The sequence below is a fragment of the Arthrobacter sp. D1-29 genome, assembly GCF_054130585.1.
In genome coordinates this window covers 2,503,568-2,520,655 of record NZ_CP096383.1, presented here as the reverse complement: position 1 = coordinate 2,520,655, position 17,088 = coordinate 2,503,568, and the positions used below count along the sequence as shown (strand labels likewise).

At 62.3% G+C, this 17,088-nt stretch carries 15 protein-coding genes and 1 pseudogene; 7 read left to right on the top strand and 9 right to left on the bottom strand.

From position 1 onward, the window contains the following. Positions 1-12: 12 nt before the first annotated feature. The 3 genes from M1E17_RS11365 to M1E17_RS11355 are packed head-to-tail and all read right to left on the bottom strand — an operon-like array spanning position 13 to position 3,127. Positions 13-900, bottom strand: coding sequence for a carbohydrate ABC transporter permease (locus M1E17_RS11365; protein ID WP_457967483.1), 888 nt, complete (start codon positions 898-900; stop codon positions 13-15). Next, positions 897-1,805, bottom strand: coding sequence for a carbohydrate ABC transporter permease (locus M1E17_RS11360; protein WP_457967482.1), 909 nt, complete (start codon positions 1,803-1,805; stop codon positions 897-899). The genes M1E17_RS11365 and M1E17_RS11360 overlap by 4 nt, the downstream gene beginning before the upstream one ends. Further along, a complete protein-coding gene (locus M1E17_RS11355; RefSeq protein WP_457967480.1) occupies positions 1,802-3,127 on the bottom strand; it encodes an ABC transporter substrate-binding protein in 1,326 nt (441 codons plus the stop codon). Before M1E17_RS11355 ends, M1E17_RS11360 begins: the two co-directional genes overlap by 4 nt. Positions 3,128-3,356: 229 nt before the next feature. Between M1E17_RS11355 and kduI the strand changes: the two genes are divergently transcribed. The 3 genes from kduI to M1E17_RS11340 are packed head-to-tail and all read left to right on the top strand — an operon-like array spanning position 3,357 to position 5,724. Further along, a complete protein-coding gene (kduI, locus tag M1E17_RS11350; RefSeq protein WP_457967479.1) occupies positions 3,357-4,169 on the top strand; it encodes a 5-dehydro-4-deoxy-D-glucuronate isomerase in 813 nt (270 codons plus the stop codon). A 14-nt stretch (positions 4,170-4,183) separates the two neighbouring features. Then, positions 4,184-4,948 carry an SDR family oxidoreductase gene (locus M1E17_RS11345; RefSeq protein ID WP_457967478.1) on the top strand — a complete coding sequence of 255 codons (765 nt, stop codon included), beginning with the start codon at positions 4,184-4,186 and terminating at the stop codon, positions 4,946-4,948. After that, positions 4,945-5,724 (top strand): IclR family transcriptional regulator, encoded by a 780-nt coding sequence (locus M1E17_RS11340; RefSeq protein WP_457967477.1) that lies wholly within the window; start codon positions 4,945-4,947, stop codon positions 5,722-5,724. The genes M1E17_RS11345 and M1E17_RS11340 overlap by 4 nt, the downstream gene beginning before the upstream one ends. 58 nt (positions 5,725-5,782) lie before the next feature. Here M1E17_RS11340 and aztD read toward each other — a convergent pair whose 3' ends face one another. Genes aztD through aztB form a run of 4 tightly spaced genes read right to left on the bottom strand, consistent with a single transcriptional unit; the run spans position 5,783 to position 10,217 of the window. Continuing rightward, on the bottom strand, positions 5,783-7,030 hold the full coding sequence (gene aztD, locus M1E17_RS11335; RefSeq protein WP_457967476.1) for a zinc metallochaperone AztD: 1,248 nt from the start codon (positions 7,028-7,030) through the stop codon (positions 5,783-5,785). A gap of 22 nt (positions 7,031-7,052) precedes the next feature. Next, complete coding sequence (gene aztC, locus M1E17_RS11330; protein WP_457967707.1) at positions 7,053-8,009, bottom strand: zinc ABC transporter substrate-binding protein AztC; 957 nt, start codon at positions 8,007-8,009, stop codon at positions 7,053-7,055. A gap of 5 nt (positions 8,010-8,014) precedes the next feature. Further along, positions 8,015-9,289: an ABC transporter gene (locus tag M1E17_RS11325; RefSeq protein WP_457967474.1), complete on the bottom strand. Its 1,275-nt coding sequence runs from the start codon at positions 9,287-9,289 to the stop codon at positions 8,015-8,017. Beyond that, a complete protein-coding gene (gene aztB, locus M1E17_RS11320) occupies positions 9,276-10,217 on the bottom strand; it encodes a zinc ABC transporter permease AztB (protein ID WP_457967473.1) in 942 nt (313 codons plus the stop codon). Before aztB ends, M1E17_RS11325 begins: the two co-directional genes overlap by 14 nt. A 52-nt stretch (positions 10,218-10,269) precedes the next feature. Between aztB and aztA the strand changes: the two genes are divergently transcribed. The 3 genes from aztA to M1E17_RS11305 all read left to right on the top strand — a co-directional run bounded on the left by aztA (position 10,270) and on the right by M1E17_RS11305 (position 13,621). Further along, positions 10,270-10,977 (top strand): zinc ABC transporter ATP-binding protein AztA, encoded by a 708-nt coding sequence (gene aztA / locus M1E17_RS11315; RefSeq protein WP_457967471.1) that lies wholly within the window; start codon positions 10,270-10,272, stop codon positions 10,975-10,977. Between the two features lie 172 nt (positions 10,978-11,149). Then, a complete protein-coding gene (locus M1E17_RS11310; RefSeq protein ID WP_457967469.1) occupies positions 11,150-12,523 on the top strand; it encodes an aldehyde dehydrogenase family protein in 1,374 nt (457 codons plus the stop codon). Positions 12,524-12,694: 171 nt separating this feature from the next. Further along, complete coding sequence (locus M1E17_RS11305; RefSeq protein WP_457967468.1) at positions 12,695-13,621, top strand: ABC transporter substrate-binding protein; 927 nt, start codon at positions 12,695-12,697, stop codon at positions 13,619-13,621. Between the two features lie 25 nt (positions 13,622-13,646). On the opposite strand, the gene M1E17_RS11300 is transcribed toward M1E17_RS11305, so the two are convergent. After that, entirely contained in the window at positions 13,647-15,566 is a 1,920-nt protein-coding gene (locus M1E17_RS11300; RefSeq protein WP_457967466.1) for a glycoside hydrolase family 127 protein, read from the bottom strand. A gap of 128 nt (positions 15,567-15,694) precedes the next feature. On the opposite strand from M1E17_RS11300, the gene M1E17_RS11295 reads away from it, so the two are divergent. Beyond that, the gene (locus M1E17_RS11295; RefSeq protein WP_457967464.1) at positions 15,695-16,714 is read left to right on the top strand and encodes a LacI family DNA-binding transcriptional regulator; all 1,020 of its coding nucleotides are present in this window, start codon (positions 15,695-15,697) and stop codon (positions 16,712-16,714) included. Between the two features lie 44 nt (positions 16,715-16,758). Here the strand turns inward: M1E17_RS11295 and M1E17_RS11290 are convergent. Then, positions 16,759-16,905, bottom strand: a pseudogene (locus M1E17_RS11290) (PLP-dependent transferase); the annotation flags it as partial. Positions 16,906-17,088: the final 183 nt, after the last annotated feature.

Here is a 17,088-nt window from a genome sequence, read left to right as displayed (position 1 = left end):
CGGCCGCACGCGTCACTTGATTCCGGTGTTCGCGATGCCTGTGACGATCTGCCTCTGGAAGAAGAGGAACAGGATGATCACAGGCAGGATGCTGACCACGCTCATGGCGATGATGAGGTTGAACGGTACGGTTTCCTCAGCAGTGAAGCGCGCCAACGCAACCGGCAGCGTGTAGACGGTTTCACTTTGGGCGACGACGAGCGGCCACAGGAAGTCATTCCAGCGCCACATGATGGACAGGATGGCCACCACAGCCAGCGCGGGCCTGCACATCGGGAGGACTATCTGAATGAAGGTCCGGAATTCCCCGGATCCGTCCACCCTCGCCGCTTCGATCAGCTCGTCCGGGATGGAGAGCATGTACTGCCGCAGGATGAAGACCCCAGTGGGTGTGGCGGCCGCCGGGATGATGAGCCCCCAGAGGGTATTCACCATCCCCAGCGACGCAACCACCTGGTAAACCGGAATCAGAATCACTTGCAGCGGGATCATGATCGTTGCCAGTGTGAGGAGGAACAGGCCGTTTTTTCCGCGGAAGTTGTACTTCGCCAGGGCGTAGGCGGCCATGGAGTTGATCGCGAGGGTCAGGGCGGTCGCAGCGATCGTCACGACGGTGCTGTTGAAGAGGTACGTCGTAAAGTCGAACCGCGTCAGTGCGTCGGTGTAGTTCGAGAGTCCCCACGACTCCGGCAGCAGCAACGGCGGCCGTGCCGACAGCTCGGTGGGAGTCTTGAACGCCCCAAGCACAAGCCACACGATGGGGACCAGGGCAACGAGCGCCGCGGTAACGAGGATGACCACCCGGAGGGCGTCGGTGGCGGTTATGTTGTTTTTGCCTGTCGACGTCCAGGTTTTACCCGGGAGCGTTTCAGGTGCGGCCTCAGTTGTAGTGCTGCTCATGCTGCTTCCCTTTTCCGGCCAACCATCCAGTTGATGATCGTCAACGCGAATATGGCGCAGAACAGCAGGACGCTGCCAGCCGATGCCATGCCATACCTGATCGGGGAGACGAAGCCGTTTTCGTAGATGTATTGAACGATGAGGGTTGTGGCGCCGACGGGGCCACCGCCGGTCAGGGTGTAGATGTAGTCGAATGCCTGGAAGCCATGGATGGTGGCAAGCACAACAACCACAAGGATGCTTGGCTGCAGCAGCGGAAAAGTCAGGCTGATGAACTGCCGCCACCGGTTTGCTCCGTCCACTCGCGCCGCCTCATAGACAGACGGATCGATGCTCTGGAGCCCGGCGAGGAGGATCAGCATGTAGAAGCCCACCTGCATCCAGACGCCAACGGCGATCACCACAATGGTGGCGAGGTTGTTGTCCACCAGCCACGGGATCTCCGGGATTCCGAACCAGCCCAGAAAGGTATTGACCAGGCCTCCCTGCCGCTCAAGCATCCAGTTCCAGACCAGGCCCACCACGACAGGCGAAATAAGGACCGGGATAAAGAAGACGGAGCGGAAGAACGTTCGGCCCCGCCGCTGCTGATCGACAAGCACCGCAAGTATCACCCCGATCACCACGGAGAGCAGCACAAACGCGAATGCATAGATCACTGTGTTTCGGACAATTCCCCAGAAATCAGCGTCAGTCAGGATGCTCTGGTAATTCCCGGCCCCCTCCCACCGGAAAGTCCGGCCGTTGGAGGAGGAGTACATGGAGATGTTGAAGCCGTTGATGGCCGGCCAGATGGTGAAGAGTCCGAAGATCGCCATGTTCGGCAGGAGGAAGAGATATGGAACCAACCCCATCTTCAGTGATGACTTGCGCTTCCGGGGAGGAGCCGTCCGGACTGCTGTCATCGGTCCAGTTCATCCACGAGGGCTTGTGACTTCTCCTGGACCTTCGTCAGCGCAGCCGGCAGGTCAGTCTTTCCGGCAACGACTTCCGAGACCGCATTGACGAGTTCGGTCCCCGAGCCGGCGAACGCCGGATCGGCATTTGCGGAGTACCCAACCTCAGGAGTGCGTGAGAGATCCTTCAGGAAAACGTCCATATCGGATTGCCGGGCGGGATAGGCGACGCCTTCTTCTGCAAGGTCCTTCCGGGTGGGCAGGAAGCCGCCGGCAACGATGAAGGTCTTCTGGTTTTCCGCGGTATTCATGAACCGGATGAACTCAGCGGCCAGCGCAGGATTCTTGCCTTCTGCCAAAGCCGCCATGTACTTGCCGCCCGGGAAGCCGCCGCAGTTTTCTGCGCAGGGGTTGGGGGCGGCGGCCCATTCAAATTTGGCGTTGGCCGCGAACTGTCCCACCTGCCAGTTTCCCGAGAGGTAGACGGGCGCGTCCTGGGCGAGGAAAATTTCGTTGGCACCGGTATAGCGCGAGCCTGAGCCGAGCCAGAAGTCCCGGGGCATCCGGTTATCGCCCATCATCTCGACAAGTGGGGTCAGGGCCTTTGCTGCTTTGTCCGCGTCCAGCACTGCCTTGCCATCTGCGACGAGCGTCGTGCCGTACTGGTTGAGAACGGTGGAAAGCCGGTGACCGGACTTATCCATGGCGAAGGCGTACTGCGATCCGGTGGCCTGCTGCACCTTGGTGGCGGAGGCGATCATCTCCTCCCAGGTCCAGGGATCTTCCGGATTGGGAAGCTCAACACCGGCTTTCTTGAACATGTCCACGTTGACGAACGGGCCGTTGAGCGTGAGGTCCGACGGTACTGCGAGAAGCTGGTCATTGTCGCCGGCAGCGCCGACCAGCGGGCCGGGGAGGAACTCCTCCGCATACTTTTCACCCAGGTAGCGGCGCAGGTCCAGGAGATCGGCCTTGAAATCAGTGAGCCCGGTGAGGCGAACGACGTCGGGCACATTTCCGCCGGAAAGGCGTGCCTGAACGGAAGTCACAAGATCTTTGTAGGGAAGAACCTCAAGATTGACGGTGACGTCGAATTTCTTTTCGAAGTCCCCAATGAGGGAACGGGTCGCCTGCTCGTCTGGCCCGTCCGTGAAGTAGACGTAGTTCAGGGTCTTTCCCTTGAACTCCGCGGGGTCGACGCTCTCGACGGTAAGCGGCTCCTGTCCCGGGCCGCCCTCCCCTTCAACCTGGCCTGGCGCACAGGCGCCCAGCAGGGTGACGGCGGTGACAGCGAGCATCAACCGCGCTGTTATCCGACTCTTTTTAGCCACTTCATCCTCCTTGATGGTGATCGCCCCCTGCCGGGGCGACAATGTGCGCAACGTCACGAACACTGGAAAACAGCATGGCCTATTTTCAGCTGGATGGAAAGCTCTTTCCGTACAGCTGAAAAACCGCTAGGCTAAATTCCCGTAGGGAAGTGCAGCGTTGGACCCGCCATGTGGCCATGCTGCGCTGACGCCGTTGCGGATTAGTTGCGAATAGAGGAGCCCCAAAACCGTGAAACGCCTGTGGAGCACGCACCCTGATGACCTGGCCCGCCTCGATTCAAGGGAGCTGCACCAGCGCTTTGTCGTCTCAGACCTCTTCGCACCCGGGGAGGTCCGGCTCGCCTACGCCCACGACGACCGGATCATTGTGGGAGGAGCCATGCCAACAGGGGATCCGATCGAGCTTGAGGCTCCAGCCGAGGTACGCTCCCGGAACTTCCTTGATCGACGCGAACTGGCCCTCGTTGGCCTTGACGGCGCCGTCTCAGTGACCGCCGACGGGGAAACCTGGAAGGTGGGCCGGCACGACGTCCTCTACCTGCCGTGCGGAACGAAATCGGTGACTCTGTCCGATACAGGGGCCGTTTACCTCGTTTCGGCCCCCGCGCACCGGCGGACAGCAGCCCGGCTTGCTTCCCACGATGACGCAGCAGCCCTGCATCTGGGCTCGTCAGAAGAGGCCAATGAGCGCGTTATCCGCAAGTACGTTCACGCCGACGGAATTGAGTCCAATCAGCTGGTCCTTGGCATTACTACCCTGAAGCAGGGTTCTGTCTGGAATACCATGCCGGCCCACCTGCACGACCGCCGGACTGAAATCTATTTTTACGATGGACTGGGTGACGCCCTCCTTGTCCACCTCATGGGCCAGCCGGACAGCACACGTCACCTGTTGCTGCGGGACCGGGACGCTGTGGTTTCACCGCCGTGGTCCATTCATAGTGGCAGCGGAACCAGTGCGTATTCGTTTATCTGGGCGATGGCCGGAGAGAACATCGACTACAGTGACGTTGATTCCGTCAGCTCCGGAGACCTTCGATGAACGGCGGAGCCAGCATGGAATCATCCACCACCCTGTCCCGTCCACTTCAGGGTCAACGCGCCGTGGTTACCGGAGCGCGGACAGGCATCGGATTCGCGTGCGCGGAGCGGCTCGCCCGCGGGGGCGCCGATCTGGTCCTCTGGGGACACCGGGACATGGCGGAGACCGCAGAGCTGCTGTCCGGCCATGGTGTCACCATCGACGTTGTGACATCTGACCTTGGCGATCCCGCCGCGGCCCGTACCGATGCCGAACGCCTCGTGGCATCAGGACCGGTGGATATCCTGGTCAATAACGCGGGAACGATTCACCGCGAACCGGCCGCGGCTCATGCCAGCGAGGCCTGGGACCGGGTCCTGAACCTGAATCTGAACACCGTTTGGCACCTGAGCCAGGTCTTCGGCACCCATATGGTCAACCGGGGACACGGCAGGATCATTTCCATCGCCTCACTCCTCTCGTTCCAGGGAGGAATAAACGTTCCCTCCTACACGGCGTCAAAACACGCGGTGGTGGGCTTAACTAAAGCCCTCGCCAACGAGTGGGCATCGCACGGGGTAACGGTGAACGCTATTGCGCCCGGATACATTGCAACGAACAACACTGAAGCTTTGCGCGGAGACCCCGAACGGGAGCGCTCGATCCGTGAGCGGATCCCTGCAGGGCGGTGGGGTTCGCCGGAGGATATTGCCGGCAGTGTGGCCTTCCTTGCCGGGCCGGAGGCGGCATACGTCAATGGCCACGTTCTGGTTGTCGACGGCGGGTGGCTGGGCAGGTGACCGCCGAACCCGGGCCTGCGGAGCCCCAGCTGTCCGCACTGATGAAAGGCCTCAAAGTGCTGGAGGCGGTGCCTGCGCACCACAGGATTTCTGACATTGCCTCCGAGACTGGCCTGTCCGTCAGCACCGTCCACCGTATCCTGAGTGACCTCGTGGAGTATGGCTGGGTGGAACAGGACCAGGAGAGGGCCTACCGCCCGGGCCGGCGGGTCCAAGGGCTTGTTTCGTTGCTGCACAATGACGAACAACTTGTCCGCACGGCACTGCCAGATCTTCAGGCGCTGCGGGACAGCGTTGGTTTCACTGTCCACATGGCGCGGTTCTCACACAACGAGTTGAGTTACGTTGCAAAAATTGACGGGCCGGCCGCCTATCAAATGCGCTCAAGGGTCGGCGACACCATTCCGCTGTGGTCCTCCGCCATCGGAAAGGCGATACTGGCCGCGCTCGACGAGCAAACAAGCCGCGAACTGTTGAAAGCCGCGCAGCTGAAGCGGAGAACCCGGTCCACCATCATGTCCAAGAGCCTGCTCTGGAACCAGGTGGAACTCATCCGCCGTCGGGGGTGGGCCGTTGACGACGAGGAAAACGAACTCCACATCAGGTGCGTTGGGGTTGCGCTCCAGGACGCGAGCGGAAGAGTCATCGGCGGACTCAGCACGTCCGCGCTTGACCACGAGATGACCCCCGCCACGATAGAGCGGATAGCGCCCCTTGTTGTGGAAACAGGGGCGCGGATCAACAAGCTGCTGGGCCGGGACAGCCAACGGAAGTGAGCCTGACGTGAGGGATTAAGCACGGCCGGTGCCGGGCTTAACCCCTCACGTCAGGTGTTTAGCCTTCGACGACGGTGATCTCGTTGGGTGTGCCAGGAAGTTCCTTGGAGGTGGTGATTTTACCCGTGGCGAGGTCGATGGCGTGGAGTGTTTTCTTGGCCGGGTCGGTTACGTAAGCGGTGCCATCGAGCACAGTGAGTGCCGGGTGCGCGTCCTGCCACTCGGCAGGGCCTTCCCAGGCGCCGATGACAGGGAGGGAAGAAGTGGTCTCCCCGCTGACGGGATCGAGGGTGTGCAGGGATCCGTCCGTTCCGAGCAGGAGAATTTCTTCGTTGGGTCCGCGTGCGACGTCCCGCCATGTGTACTCGACGCCGTCAGGCAGGTCCACCACTTTCATGGTCTTAGCCTTTGTATCGATGAGGCCGAGCTGGTGGAGCAGGTAGCCTTCGGCGTCCGGATCGGCGTTGTAGTCGAAAACGGCGATGGGGCTGGTGTCCGTTACGTAGGCGTTGCCCATGCGGCCATACTTGTCCGGGGCGGTGATTTTGGTGATGGTGCCGGCCTCGTAGACGAGCACGCCGTTGCTGCATCCGAAGACCGCGATTTCGCCGGCTACCGTGCCCTCCCCGTGGATAGAGGGGCATTCGCCGTTCCTGGCGATTTCCTTGCGGTCTTTGTCCAGCACCCGGAGTCCTGAGCGGCTTTGCGAGTTGCCTACGGTGGTGAGCAGCGTGTCGTCCTTCAGGACGATTGACACGCCGTGGTGTGCTTCCTCCGCGGGAACCACCTCGGTTTCAGGCAACTTGGTAGGTTCGTCAAGCAGTGCGTCGGTCTCGAAAATAGTCGTTTCACCAGTGCCGTCTGCATACAGGACGGTCTTGCCATCGTGTCGCACCACGTGTCCGGCTTTGTCGGCCTTGAAGACGAGATCGGTGAGTTGAGGTTCGGCCTGCCGGGAGCCGCTGGCATCAGTCCAGGTCCCCATGTCCAGGACTTGGAACCCTTCTGCGGTGGTGACCATTGCGTGCCGTCCGTCGCCTGCCGGGTTGAGCCGGTTGAAGCCTGCCAGAGGCAGGTCGCCCTCGAGCTCGAGTGTTTTGCCGTCAAGGACGGCAATGCCCCCGTCATACGTGAGGGCCACACGCGGGGCCGGAGCAGTTGTGCCGGCGCCGGCAGAACCTGTACTGGCAGTACTCGCTGCCGGTCCGGAGGCGGATCCGCAGGCGGATAGGAGGAGCGCAGAGGCGGTGACGGCTGCTGCGAGGACAATGCGCCTGGTGCGCAACGGCGATATGGCGTTTTTCATGTGTTCTTTCTGGTGTCTGGCCTCATGGCGAGAGGCCGGTGGAGATGCGCTCTGTATTGGTGCGCATCATGGTCAGGTAGGACTCCGCCCCGCCGTCGGGGTCGGTGAGCGATTCGGTGAAGAGTTCGACGACCGAAACGTCGATGTTGGCGCCGTCGGCCAGGACCTGGACGAGGCGGTCCGGTTGGGAAGACTCGGCAAAGATTGTGGGCACCTTGGCTTCCTCGATGGCGCTGACCAGGTCACGCAGGTCGGAGGCGCTTGGGGAGGCAAGGGTGGTTCCGCCCGGGATCACGGCACCAATTACGTTGAACCCGTACCGGTCGGCCAGGTAACCGAAGACGTGGTGGTTGGTCACGAGGTTCCGCCGCTCTGCGGGGATGGCGGTGAAGGCTGCGGTCATGTCGGAGTCCAGCTGCGTCAGCTCTGCCCGATAGGACTCTGCCTTTGCCTTGACCACTTCGGGGTCGATTCCGTCAATGGTTGATAACCGCTCCTGAAGGGCGTTGACTACCGTGATCATGCGTTCCGGGTCGGTCCAGAAGTGGGGATCGGCTGCTCCGGCGGAGTTTCCTGCCGTGCTGTCGTCGCCGTAATTGAGGACATCAATGACGTCGCCGGCGACGAGCAGGGGGACCTTACCGGCGTTGGCAGAGTCGATGTGTTGCTGCAGGCCTTCCTCCAGCCCCAGTCCATTGGTAACGATGAGGTCCGCCTGCCGCATTGTTGCTGCCTGCTGGGCGGAAATCTCGAAAGAGTGCGGGTCCGCATTGGGCTGCATAAGCGTCAGGACCTCGGCCTGGTCCCCGATGACGTTCTCCACTACATCGCCGAGGATGTTCGTGCTGACCACAATCAGCGGCCGGTCCGCTTCCAGCGGGCTGCAACCAGCGGAACCCGCCAAGGCCGCGGCCGCCAGAAGCAGCGTCAGCGGGCGGCGTGCACTCTTAAGGCGTGCAGTCTTAAAGCGTCGAAGCATCTTCGTCACCGTCCTGTCCTGGCAAAAACAACCGGCACGGACGGTGTGGCGAAGGTCCGGGCCAGACGGGCGTTATCAGCGAAATCAATCTCGTACAGCTTCTGTTCGGCCGGCGCGTTGAGGTAGGCACGCTGCTGATCGGCAACCAGCTCCACGCTGGCCAGGAGCCCGGGATCGGACAGGGTCTCGGTCAGCAGGGGTTCGGTGGAGGACAACGTGGCACCAGTCTCGGCGGAGAGCACCAGGACCCGCCCGTCAATGGAGAGGGCGACGGCGTGCCCTTCCTTGTCATCCACGGCAGCTACCTGCTGCAAGGGCACATCAGTTTTGATGAGCTGCCAGCTCCGTTCGCGGGTATCGAGGATCCAGGCACCCTGGTCACCGGCCACGGCCGCCACAGTGGGGCGGCCTTCGCGGGCCCGAAACGCCGTGGCGGGTCCTGCCCCTGCGCCTGCCGGGTAAGGGATGTGCTCGAACGCGACTTTCCCGTTTTCCACGGTTGCCAGGAGGGCGCCATCCGTGCATCCGATGACCACACCAACGCGTGTGGTGATGGTGCCCTGCGCGTCGGCGCAGGGCGCCTGTGCTCCGTCCAGAGCCGACCCTTCGCCGTCGTACGCCTGTACTGCCTGGGCTTTCCCGTCAGCGCCGGGCACCGTGGCAAGTGCGAAGTCACCCAGCGGCACCAGCATTCCCTGGTGGGGTGTGGCTGCATCGTTTAGGTGCGCTGTTTCACGGATCTGGCCTTCTGCCAGGGCGTCGTTGCTCAGGAGGACGCCCTTTCCCGTTTCAGGGAAGAACACCCCGGTGGCCGATGCCCCGGGTGTAACGACTGCCTTCCCCTGCCCCGTAATTGTTCCGACGGTTCTGGGATCGGAGCGGTAGTAGTGGAAGTGATCCTCGTGGTCCCAGGTCCAGACGCCACTGTCCAGGACCGTGACTGTTCCTTGTTCCGGGGATGAGGCGAAGATGTACCTGCCATCGGTAATGCCGCTCTTTGTGCCCGGCAGGCTTCCCGCACTTCTCCACGTTTCATCCGCGAGGTCCAGCATGCCCACTTCGCCGGCCTGGCCAACGGTGAGCAAGTGAAGCTGGGGTTCAGCTACCTCACTGGCGCCTGCCTTGGCTCCATGCCCGTCGCCGATTGCTGATCCCCCTGCAGCGGCGGTTTCCTTAGCTGCTTCCGGTCCTGATCCCGGGACCGCCACTGGGGCGGAACATGCGGAAAGGGCCAGGGTCAGCGCGAAGGCGGAAAGTGTGAGGGTTCTAGATGTTCGCACGAATTGCTTTCTTGGTGGAGCGATTAGCGGAACCGGCAACAGGGCTGCCGGTGATGCCGGAGGACAGGGCTGCGGAAGGGTGGGAGGCGTGCCCGGCTGCCTGGCCGCGCCGCAGCGGAGATGACGCGGCCCGGGCTAGGTTTGAGCACGCCGCGGCTGAAACCGCGGTGAGGGCGATGGAGGCGCCGGCTGCCGTGCCCCAGTACCAGGAAACCAGCAGGCCGACGAAGACCGACGTACAACCGATGAGCGCTGCCAGGACCATGGTGGTCCGGATGTGCCGGGTCCAGGCCGCAGCGGCCACGGACGGGGCAAGCAACAGACCGAGGACCAGCAATGCCCCCACTGCCTGATAGGAAGCGACCACCGCCAACGTCACCAGGCCAACCAGCAGCACCTGCGCCAGCCGGGGCCGAAGACCCATGACCTGGGCAACCCGCTGGTCAAACACCAGGGCCACAAAGGAGCGGTGGAACACTCTGGCCACCACTACGGTTGCCAGCAATGCCCAGAACAGCAACCACAGATCTGCCTGCCCTATGGCGAGGATGTCGCCAAAGAGGATGGCCGTGGCATCGGTGGCAAAACTGCGTGAATGCGAAATGATGATCACGCCGGCGGCGAGCATTCCGACGAAAAAGAGACCGATGCTCGTGTCATGGGACAACCTGCCCCTGCGGGCCAGCAGACTCACCCCAACGCTCATCAAAATGGCACTTCCGGCAGCGCCTAAGACGACAGGAACACCGGTAAGGGTCGCGACGGCAACTCCGGGCAGCATGCCATGCGCCATCGCCTCGCCCAGGAATGCCATGCCCCTGATAACCACCCACGTCCCCACGACGGCGCAAACGGCAGCACATAAGGAACCGCCCAGAAGGGCGTAGAGCATGAAATCAGCAGCGAAAGGTTCAAGGATCAGGTGCACGGTCTAGACGATAACGCTAATGACAATCATTCCCAAATGCTAGTCTTTTGCCATGACTTCTTCGCCGCGCCTCAACCCGACGTCCAGCAAGGCAACGCAGGCAGGCCTGCTTGTCTTAGAGGATGTATGGCTGGATCATGACGGCGTGGAGGCGCTGTGCGGCCTGTCGCTGCGGATCGAAGCCAACACCATCACCGCTGTTGCCGGCCCCAACGGGTCCGGAAAATCCACACTGCTCAACGTGCTGGCAGGCCTGCAGACCCCGCGCCACGGAAGAGTTGAGCTGCCCGTCAAAGGCAGCACCGCACTCGTGGTTCAACGCAGCGCGGTCCCCGAGCGAATGCCCCTGACGGTACGCGACGTCGTCAGCATGGGCAGGTGGGCACGCAAGGGGCTCCTGCGCCCCCTTCTCAAACATGACCAGAGGATCGTCGACGAATGCATCGGCCGTGTCGGTCTCTCAGGCTACGAGAAGCGGCAGCTGCACAGCCTCTCAGGCGGGCAGCGCCAGCGCGCCTTCCTTGGCCAAGGCCTCGCGCAAGACGCGGACATCCTGCTCCTGGATGAACCGACCACCGGGCTGGACTCGGAATCACAGGAACGGATCACCGAAATTCTTTTCGCTGAAAAAGAACGGGGAGCAACGGTTGTGTGCGCGTCACATGACACGGCGACCCTGGAGGCAGCCGACACTGTCATCACACTAAACCGCGGCCGCCTCTCTCGGCCCAAAGATATGCAGCCCTCAGAAACCTTCTAGCGACCCGGCAGCCAAGAGGCCGCCCGCACACATAGAAGGATAGAGTTCGGCCCAAAGTCCGCCCATGTTCCGCAGTTTCGGCAAGCCCGGCCGTCCGCGGCCGAGCCCTTCCCCGTTGGCCACCTCACAACGGAACGCTGTAGCAACAGGAAAACAGGAGTACGTTTGCTCCATGGCCACACCTGCTTCCGCGGCCTCCCGGGCCCGTTCAGTGTTCGACGGCGGTGCCAGCCGTCCGTTGGCGGCGCGGCTTCAACTCCTGCGTAATATGCGCAGGATGCTGGCCGAGCACGAGGAGGACTTCGTGCGCGCACTCCAGGAGGACCTCGGCAAACCGCGGAGTGAATCACTGGCAACAGATTTCGGTTTCACGCTTGCCGAGATCGGCAACTTGGAGCGCAATCTTGAGCGATGGCTCCGCCCGCGACCGGTTCCCGTACCGTCGATGTTACTGCCCGCGAAGGCATGGACTGAGCTGACCCCATTGGGTACGGTCCTGATCATCGGCCCCTGGAACTACCCGATAAACCTCACACTCGCGCCCATGGCGGGGGCTCTGGCAGCGGGAAACACTGTGGTCCTCAAGCCAAGCGAACATTCGCCTGCGACGTCGTCCGCCTTGGCCCGGTGGGTCCCGCAATACCTGGCTCCGTCTGTGGAAGTGGTGGAGGGTGCCGTCCCGGAGACGACCGCCCTGCTCAACGAGCGCTTTGACCATATCTTCTTCACGGGCGGCCGCAATGCTGCGCAGGCCGTGATGCGGGCAGCAGCCGAGAACCTGACTCCGGTAACCCTCGAGCTTGGCGGAAAGTGTCCGGCCTATGTCGATGACGGGAGGAACCTCAGGCAAACAGCCATGCGGATCGCGTGGACCAGGTTCATAAATGCAGGTCAGAGTTGTATCGCTCCGGACTATGTCATGGCTCAGCCTTCCCTCCTCGACTCCCTCGAACACGAACTCAAGCTGGCGATCACCCGCCTGTTTGGCAAGGACCCAACCTCCAGCTCCTCTTACGGACGGATCATCGACGGGCGGCATTTCGACAGGCTCACTGCCTTGGCTGACGGCACCACTGTTGTCCACGGAGGTCAACGGGATGCGGCCACCCGGTACTTCGCCCCCACCCTCCTGCGGCCGCATGAGGGCGACGCAGTCATGCAGGAAGAAATCTTCGGCCCCCTCCTGCCGCTGGTGCCGGTCAGCGGGAAGGATGAGGCTATCCGCCTTATCAACTCCGGCCCCAAACCGCTTGCCCTCTACGTCTTCGCGGCCACTGATGGAGTCCGGCAGGCCTTCGCCGAAAAGACATCCTCTGGAGCCTTGAATTTCGACATTCCTGCCGCCCACTTTTCGGTTCCCGGACTTCCCTTCGGCGGCGTAGGAGGCAGCGGCATGGGCGCCTACCACGGCGAGCATTCCCTGCGGACCTTTTCGCACGAACGGTCCACACTCGATAAGCCCCTGCGCCCCGACACTCTTCGGTTCGCGTACCCGCCCTACGGGGCCGTCAAGGAGAAGCTTCTGAGGTCCTTGACGCGCCGGTAAAAGCCGCGGAAAGTGAGTGATGTACCGCTCTTCGGCATTGACCACCAATGGGAAGAACCCAGGGACTCCGCCAAGACCTCGGTCCTGGCCAATTCGGCAGCAGACTCGCCGGACTACACGAACAATCAATCAGCAAGACTTTCACCTGAACCCCCTTTAAAGGGAAGCACTATGAAGACTGGAAAGAAGATCCAGACGGCGGCCGCCGGACTCGCAGTCCTGCTGGCCCTGAGTGCCTGCGGCGGCACGTCAACGGGCACTGAGGGCACAGAACTCTCCAAGACACAGAACACCCGGGACATCTCAGAAGGTGTCCAACCGGATCCGGCAGCGGTGGCGCTGCTGCCGGAGCCCTACAAGGCCAAGGGTGAACTGTCCGTGGCGATGGATCTTAGCTCCCCGCCGATGACGTTCCTGGCCGAGGACAACTCCACCCCGATCGGGGTGAACCCGGACCTCGCCCGGCTCGTGGCGAAGAAGCTGGGGCTGAAGCTGAAGTTTGAGAACACGGCGTTTGACACGATCATTCCCGGTATCGACGGCGGCCGGTATGACTTCACTGCCACCACCATGGCGGCGACGGAACAGCGGCTGAAGGTCCTGGACATGATCAACTACCTCAAGGGCGGCTCGGCCGTGGCCGTACACCATGGCAACCCGCTGAAGCTGACCAACGACACACTCTGCGGGAAGAACATTGGCGTAGCCAAGGGCTCCACCCAGCAGTTGAACCACTTGCCGAACGTCTCGAAGTGGACCTGTGAGGAAAAGGGCCAGCCAGCCATCAACGGCGTGACACTGCCCAACATCCAGGAGGCCCTGACGCAGCTGGACTCCAAGCGGATCGACGGGGTCTTCTACGACGCCAGTGCCCTGGCCTGGGCCATCGAGCAGCAGCCCAACCACTTCGCCGTTCTGGAACCGAGGATGGATACCCGCACGAACACCACCGTCGCCATGGCGCTGAAGAAGGGATCACCGTTTACACCGGCGCTGCAGCAGGCCATCCAGTCCGTTCTGGAATCCCCGGAGTACAAGGAGTGCCTGGAGTACTGGGGCCTGGAAGAATCAGCCATCACCGAAGCCGCCATCCGCTAGCGGCGTCCTTATTTTTCCGCGGCGGCTATCGGTCGGATTCGTGAATCCAGACGGTCATGTCTGCAATTCCCCGGTTTGCCCAGGAAAAGTAAGGCACAGCGGTCAGCGCCGTGCTGACGGAGGTTGGCGGTGCCGTCGGGTAGAGCTCCCCGTTGGCAGCAGGGCCGGCAGTCTCGGCTGCGGCGTGGAGTGTGACGGTTCCTGTGCGGTGGTCCGAGACCACGGTCAGCTCACTGGATCGCGGAAGAGTGATGCCTCTGACGGGGGCATTATGGTCCACGCCTTCCAGGCAATGCACCAGCGGTCCCCAGGCCAGCGCCACCTTGCCTCTGGCTGAAGCGACGCCGGGGTTGGCCCAAATCCGTCGTGGTGCAAGATTCAGGTCCAGGCTCACCACATCGCCGTCGCCCCAGGTGCGCCTCAGCGACAGGTATCCGTTGGTGAACTCTGGATTCTGGAGGGTCTCGCCGTTGAGGCTGACTGATGGCTGGCTCCACGCCGGGATGCGGATGGAGAGGGTGAAATCTGCCGGCCTTGTAGTGCCGACGGAAATCCCGGTCTTGCCATGGCGAGGGTATTCGGTTGTTTGACGGAGCGTGATGGTGCCGGCGTCCAGGGCGAACCGTGCTTCGCCGCCCACGAACAGGTGGACCACAGCTTCGTTGGGGCCTTGCGCATAAATGTACCGTCCGAGCTCGCTCAGGAGGCGGGCCAGGTTGGGCGGGCAGCAGGCCACCCCAAACCATTCCTGCCGCTGAACACTGCCGCTGCTGGCCAGAGGGTTGCCGTAAAAGTAGTGCGTGCCTTCCGCAGAGGCGCCGCTGAGGACACCGTTGTAGAGGGCGCGTTCCAGGACATCGATATGGCGTCCGTGCCGCCGTGTGTTGGCCATCCGTTGGGACCACTGGACAAGCCCGATGGCAGCGCAGGTCTCCGCATAGCCGTGTTCGTCCGGGAGATCATAGTCAGGGCCGAATCCCTCAATGGAATGATCGGAGCCGATCCCGCCGGTGAGGTAAAGCTTCCTGTCGGTAAGGTTCGCCCACAGCGTGTCGCAGGCTTCGCCCAGTTCCGTGTCATCGTATTCCGCCGCGAGATCTGTCATGGCGGAGTACATGTAGACGGCGCGTACCGAATGGCCTACTGCCGACGCCTGTTCGACGACGGGCTGATGGCTTTGGTTGTATTCGCGGAAGCGCCGCACCTGCTCGTGACGGTGTGGAAAGAAACTGGCGAAATAGCCGGGAGTACCGCGCCGTTCCTCTTCCAGATCGAAGTAGAAAGGCTGCTGCCCGCGGTTCCTGATCAGCCGCCGGCTCACTTCAAGATAGCGGCGCTCACCGGTTTCGCGGTACAGCTTGACCAGGGCCAGTTCAATTTCCTGGTGACCGTCGTAACCTCCCTCGCACTGCCCGCCCGGGCCGAATGTGGTCTCGATAAGGTCCGCATAGCGTCGAACCACCTCTAGGAGCCTGGTTTTGCCGGTTGCCTGATGGTGGGCGACACCGGCTTCGATCAGATGGCCGGCGCAGTAGAGTTCATGGGCATCGCGCAGGTCTGTGAATCTTTCACCTGGACGGACCACCGTGAAGTAGACATTGAGGTAGCCATCCTCCTGCTGGGCGGCGGCGAGCAGTCCGATGGCCTCATCCACTGAAGCCTCAAGCTCAGGGTCCGGCGTCGTCGCCAGGCAGTAGCTGGCCGCTTCGATCCACTTCGCCACGTCGCTTTCCCAAAAGATGTGAGGCTCCGGGTCCCCCTGCTTCCAGCCCAGTTTCAGGGCTTCGAACTGTCCGCCCCTACGCAACTGGTCCTCCTGCTGGCGCAGCGTACGGGTCCGGATAAGTTCCCGGCGCGGCGCCCAGAAAGCGTCATCAATGACGACGTCAGTCAAGGGCAGCGGGGAAAGACCGCGATCGGTCCGTGCAATGGCTCGAGCAGTCATGGTTGGGAAGTCCTCATGAATCGGTGGAAGAATGGAACGCGGCATCGAAAAGGCTTTCGAAAAGGTTTTCGTCCCAAAGCTAGTAGCGTGGGGGGCAGCTGTCAAGGAATCAAAGGGGTGTGCTGTTCATGGAAGTCCAACCAGCCGCAACGGCGCGGGACAAGGCCGCCACACTGGCGGATGTCGCGGCACGTGCCGGGGTCTCGCTCGCCACGGCTTCAAAGGCGCTCAGCAACCGTTACGACGTTGCCGACCGCACCAAACTGAGGGTTCTCCAGGCTGCCGAGGAGCTTTCCTTTTCACCGAACCTCCTGGCGCGGGGGCTGCTTGGAGGACGCACGCAGTCCGTAGGGGTCATCACAAACGACTCTGAGGGCAGGTTTTCACTCCCCATCATGATGGGGGCAGAAGACTCGCTGGGCGCGGACAGTTCGACCGTGCTGCTCTCGAACTCACGGGGAAATCCAGAGCTGGAGCTGCAGCACGCCAAAGCCCTCGTGAGCCGAAGGGTGGACGGTCTCCTCCTTGTGGGTGACATCCCCGAGCCACGGCCGTCCCTGCACCTGAACACCAACGTCCCGCTCGTCTACGTGTACGCGCCCTCGCTCGATCCGGCCGACACTTCCTTTGTCTGCGACAACACGGAATCCGCCAAACTCGTAACGGAGAGACTCATCAGTACCGGCCGCAAAATGATTGTCCATATCGGCGGGCCGCAGCGCGAGACGGCCGCCCGCGACCGTGCCGAGGGGACGCTTCTTGCCACCGCCGCAGCCGGGCTGGACCTGGTGGGCGGGATTCCCTCTCACGGCGAATGGCACGAGACCTGGGGATGGTCATCCGTACACCGTCTCCTCGACGACTCCGTAGCATTCGACGCTTTAGTGTGCGGCAACGACCAGATCGCGCGCGGAGCAATGGATGCGTTGGAAGCGCGCGGACTTCGCACACCCCAAGACGTTGCATTGGTTGGCTTCGACAACTGGTCGGTGGTCAGCAGGGACGTCCGCCGTCCCTTCTCCAGCGTGGACATGAACCTGGAGGAGCTGGGGCGCGCCGCCGCCCAGGCCCTCATGGAGTCCGGCGCGCTCGTACCCGGGGTCCACAAGCTCCCCGGAAGTATCGTTGACCGCGGAACAATAGGATGACCCTCTTGACTGCCACGCCGCGGCTGTGGAAATTGTCCGGTGAATCAGGCGCCACTTGCCTCCTTGGCGGCACGGAAGCCGGCTTCAAGGTCTGCCAGGATGTCATCGATGTGCTCGATGCCCACGGACAGGCGGACCAGTCCCGGGGTCACGCCAGCCACGGCCTGCTGCTCCGGGGAGAACGCCCCATGTCATCTTCCCGAGGTAAGCGGGATTGAGGCCCGTCAGGGATGCGAGTTCGTAGTCGTCAATCAACTGGGTCTTCCGAGCCGCTGCGATGACGTGCAGACGCTTCTCCTCAAGCATGTCCCTGGCCTTCTCAATTGCCTGAAGTTCCGCTCCAAGCTTTCGGATAGCCTCGAGATGTTCTCTCT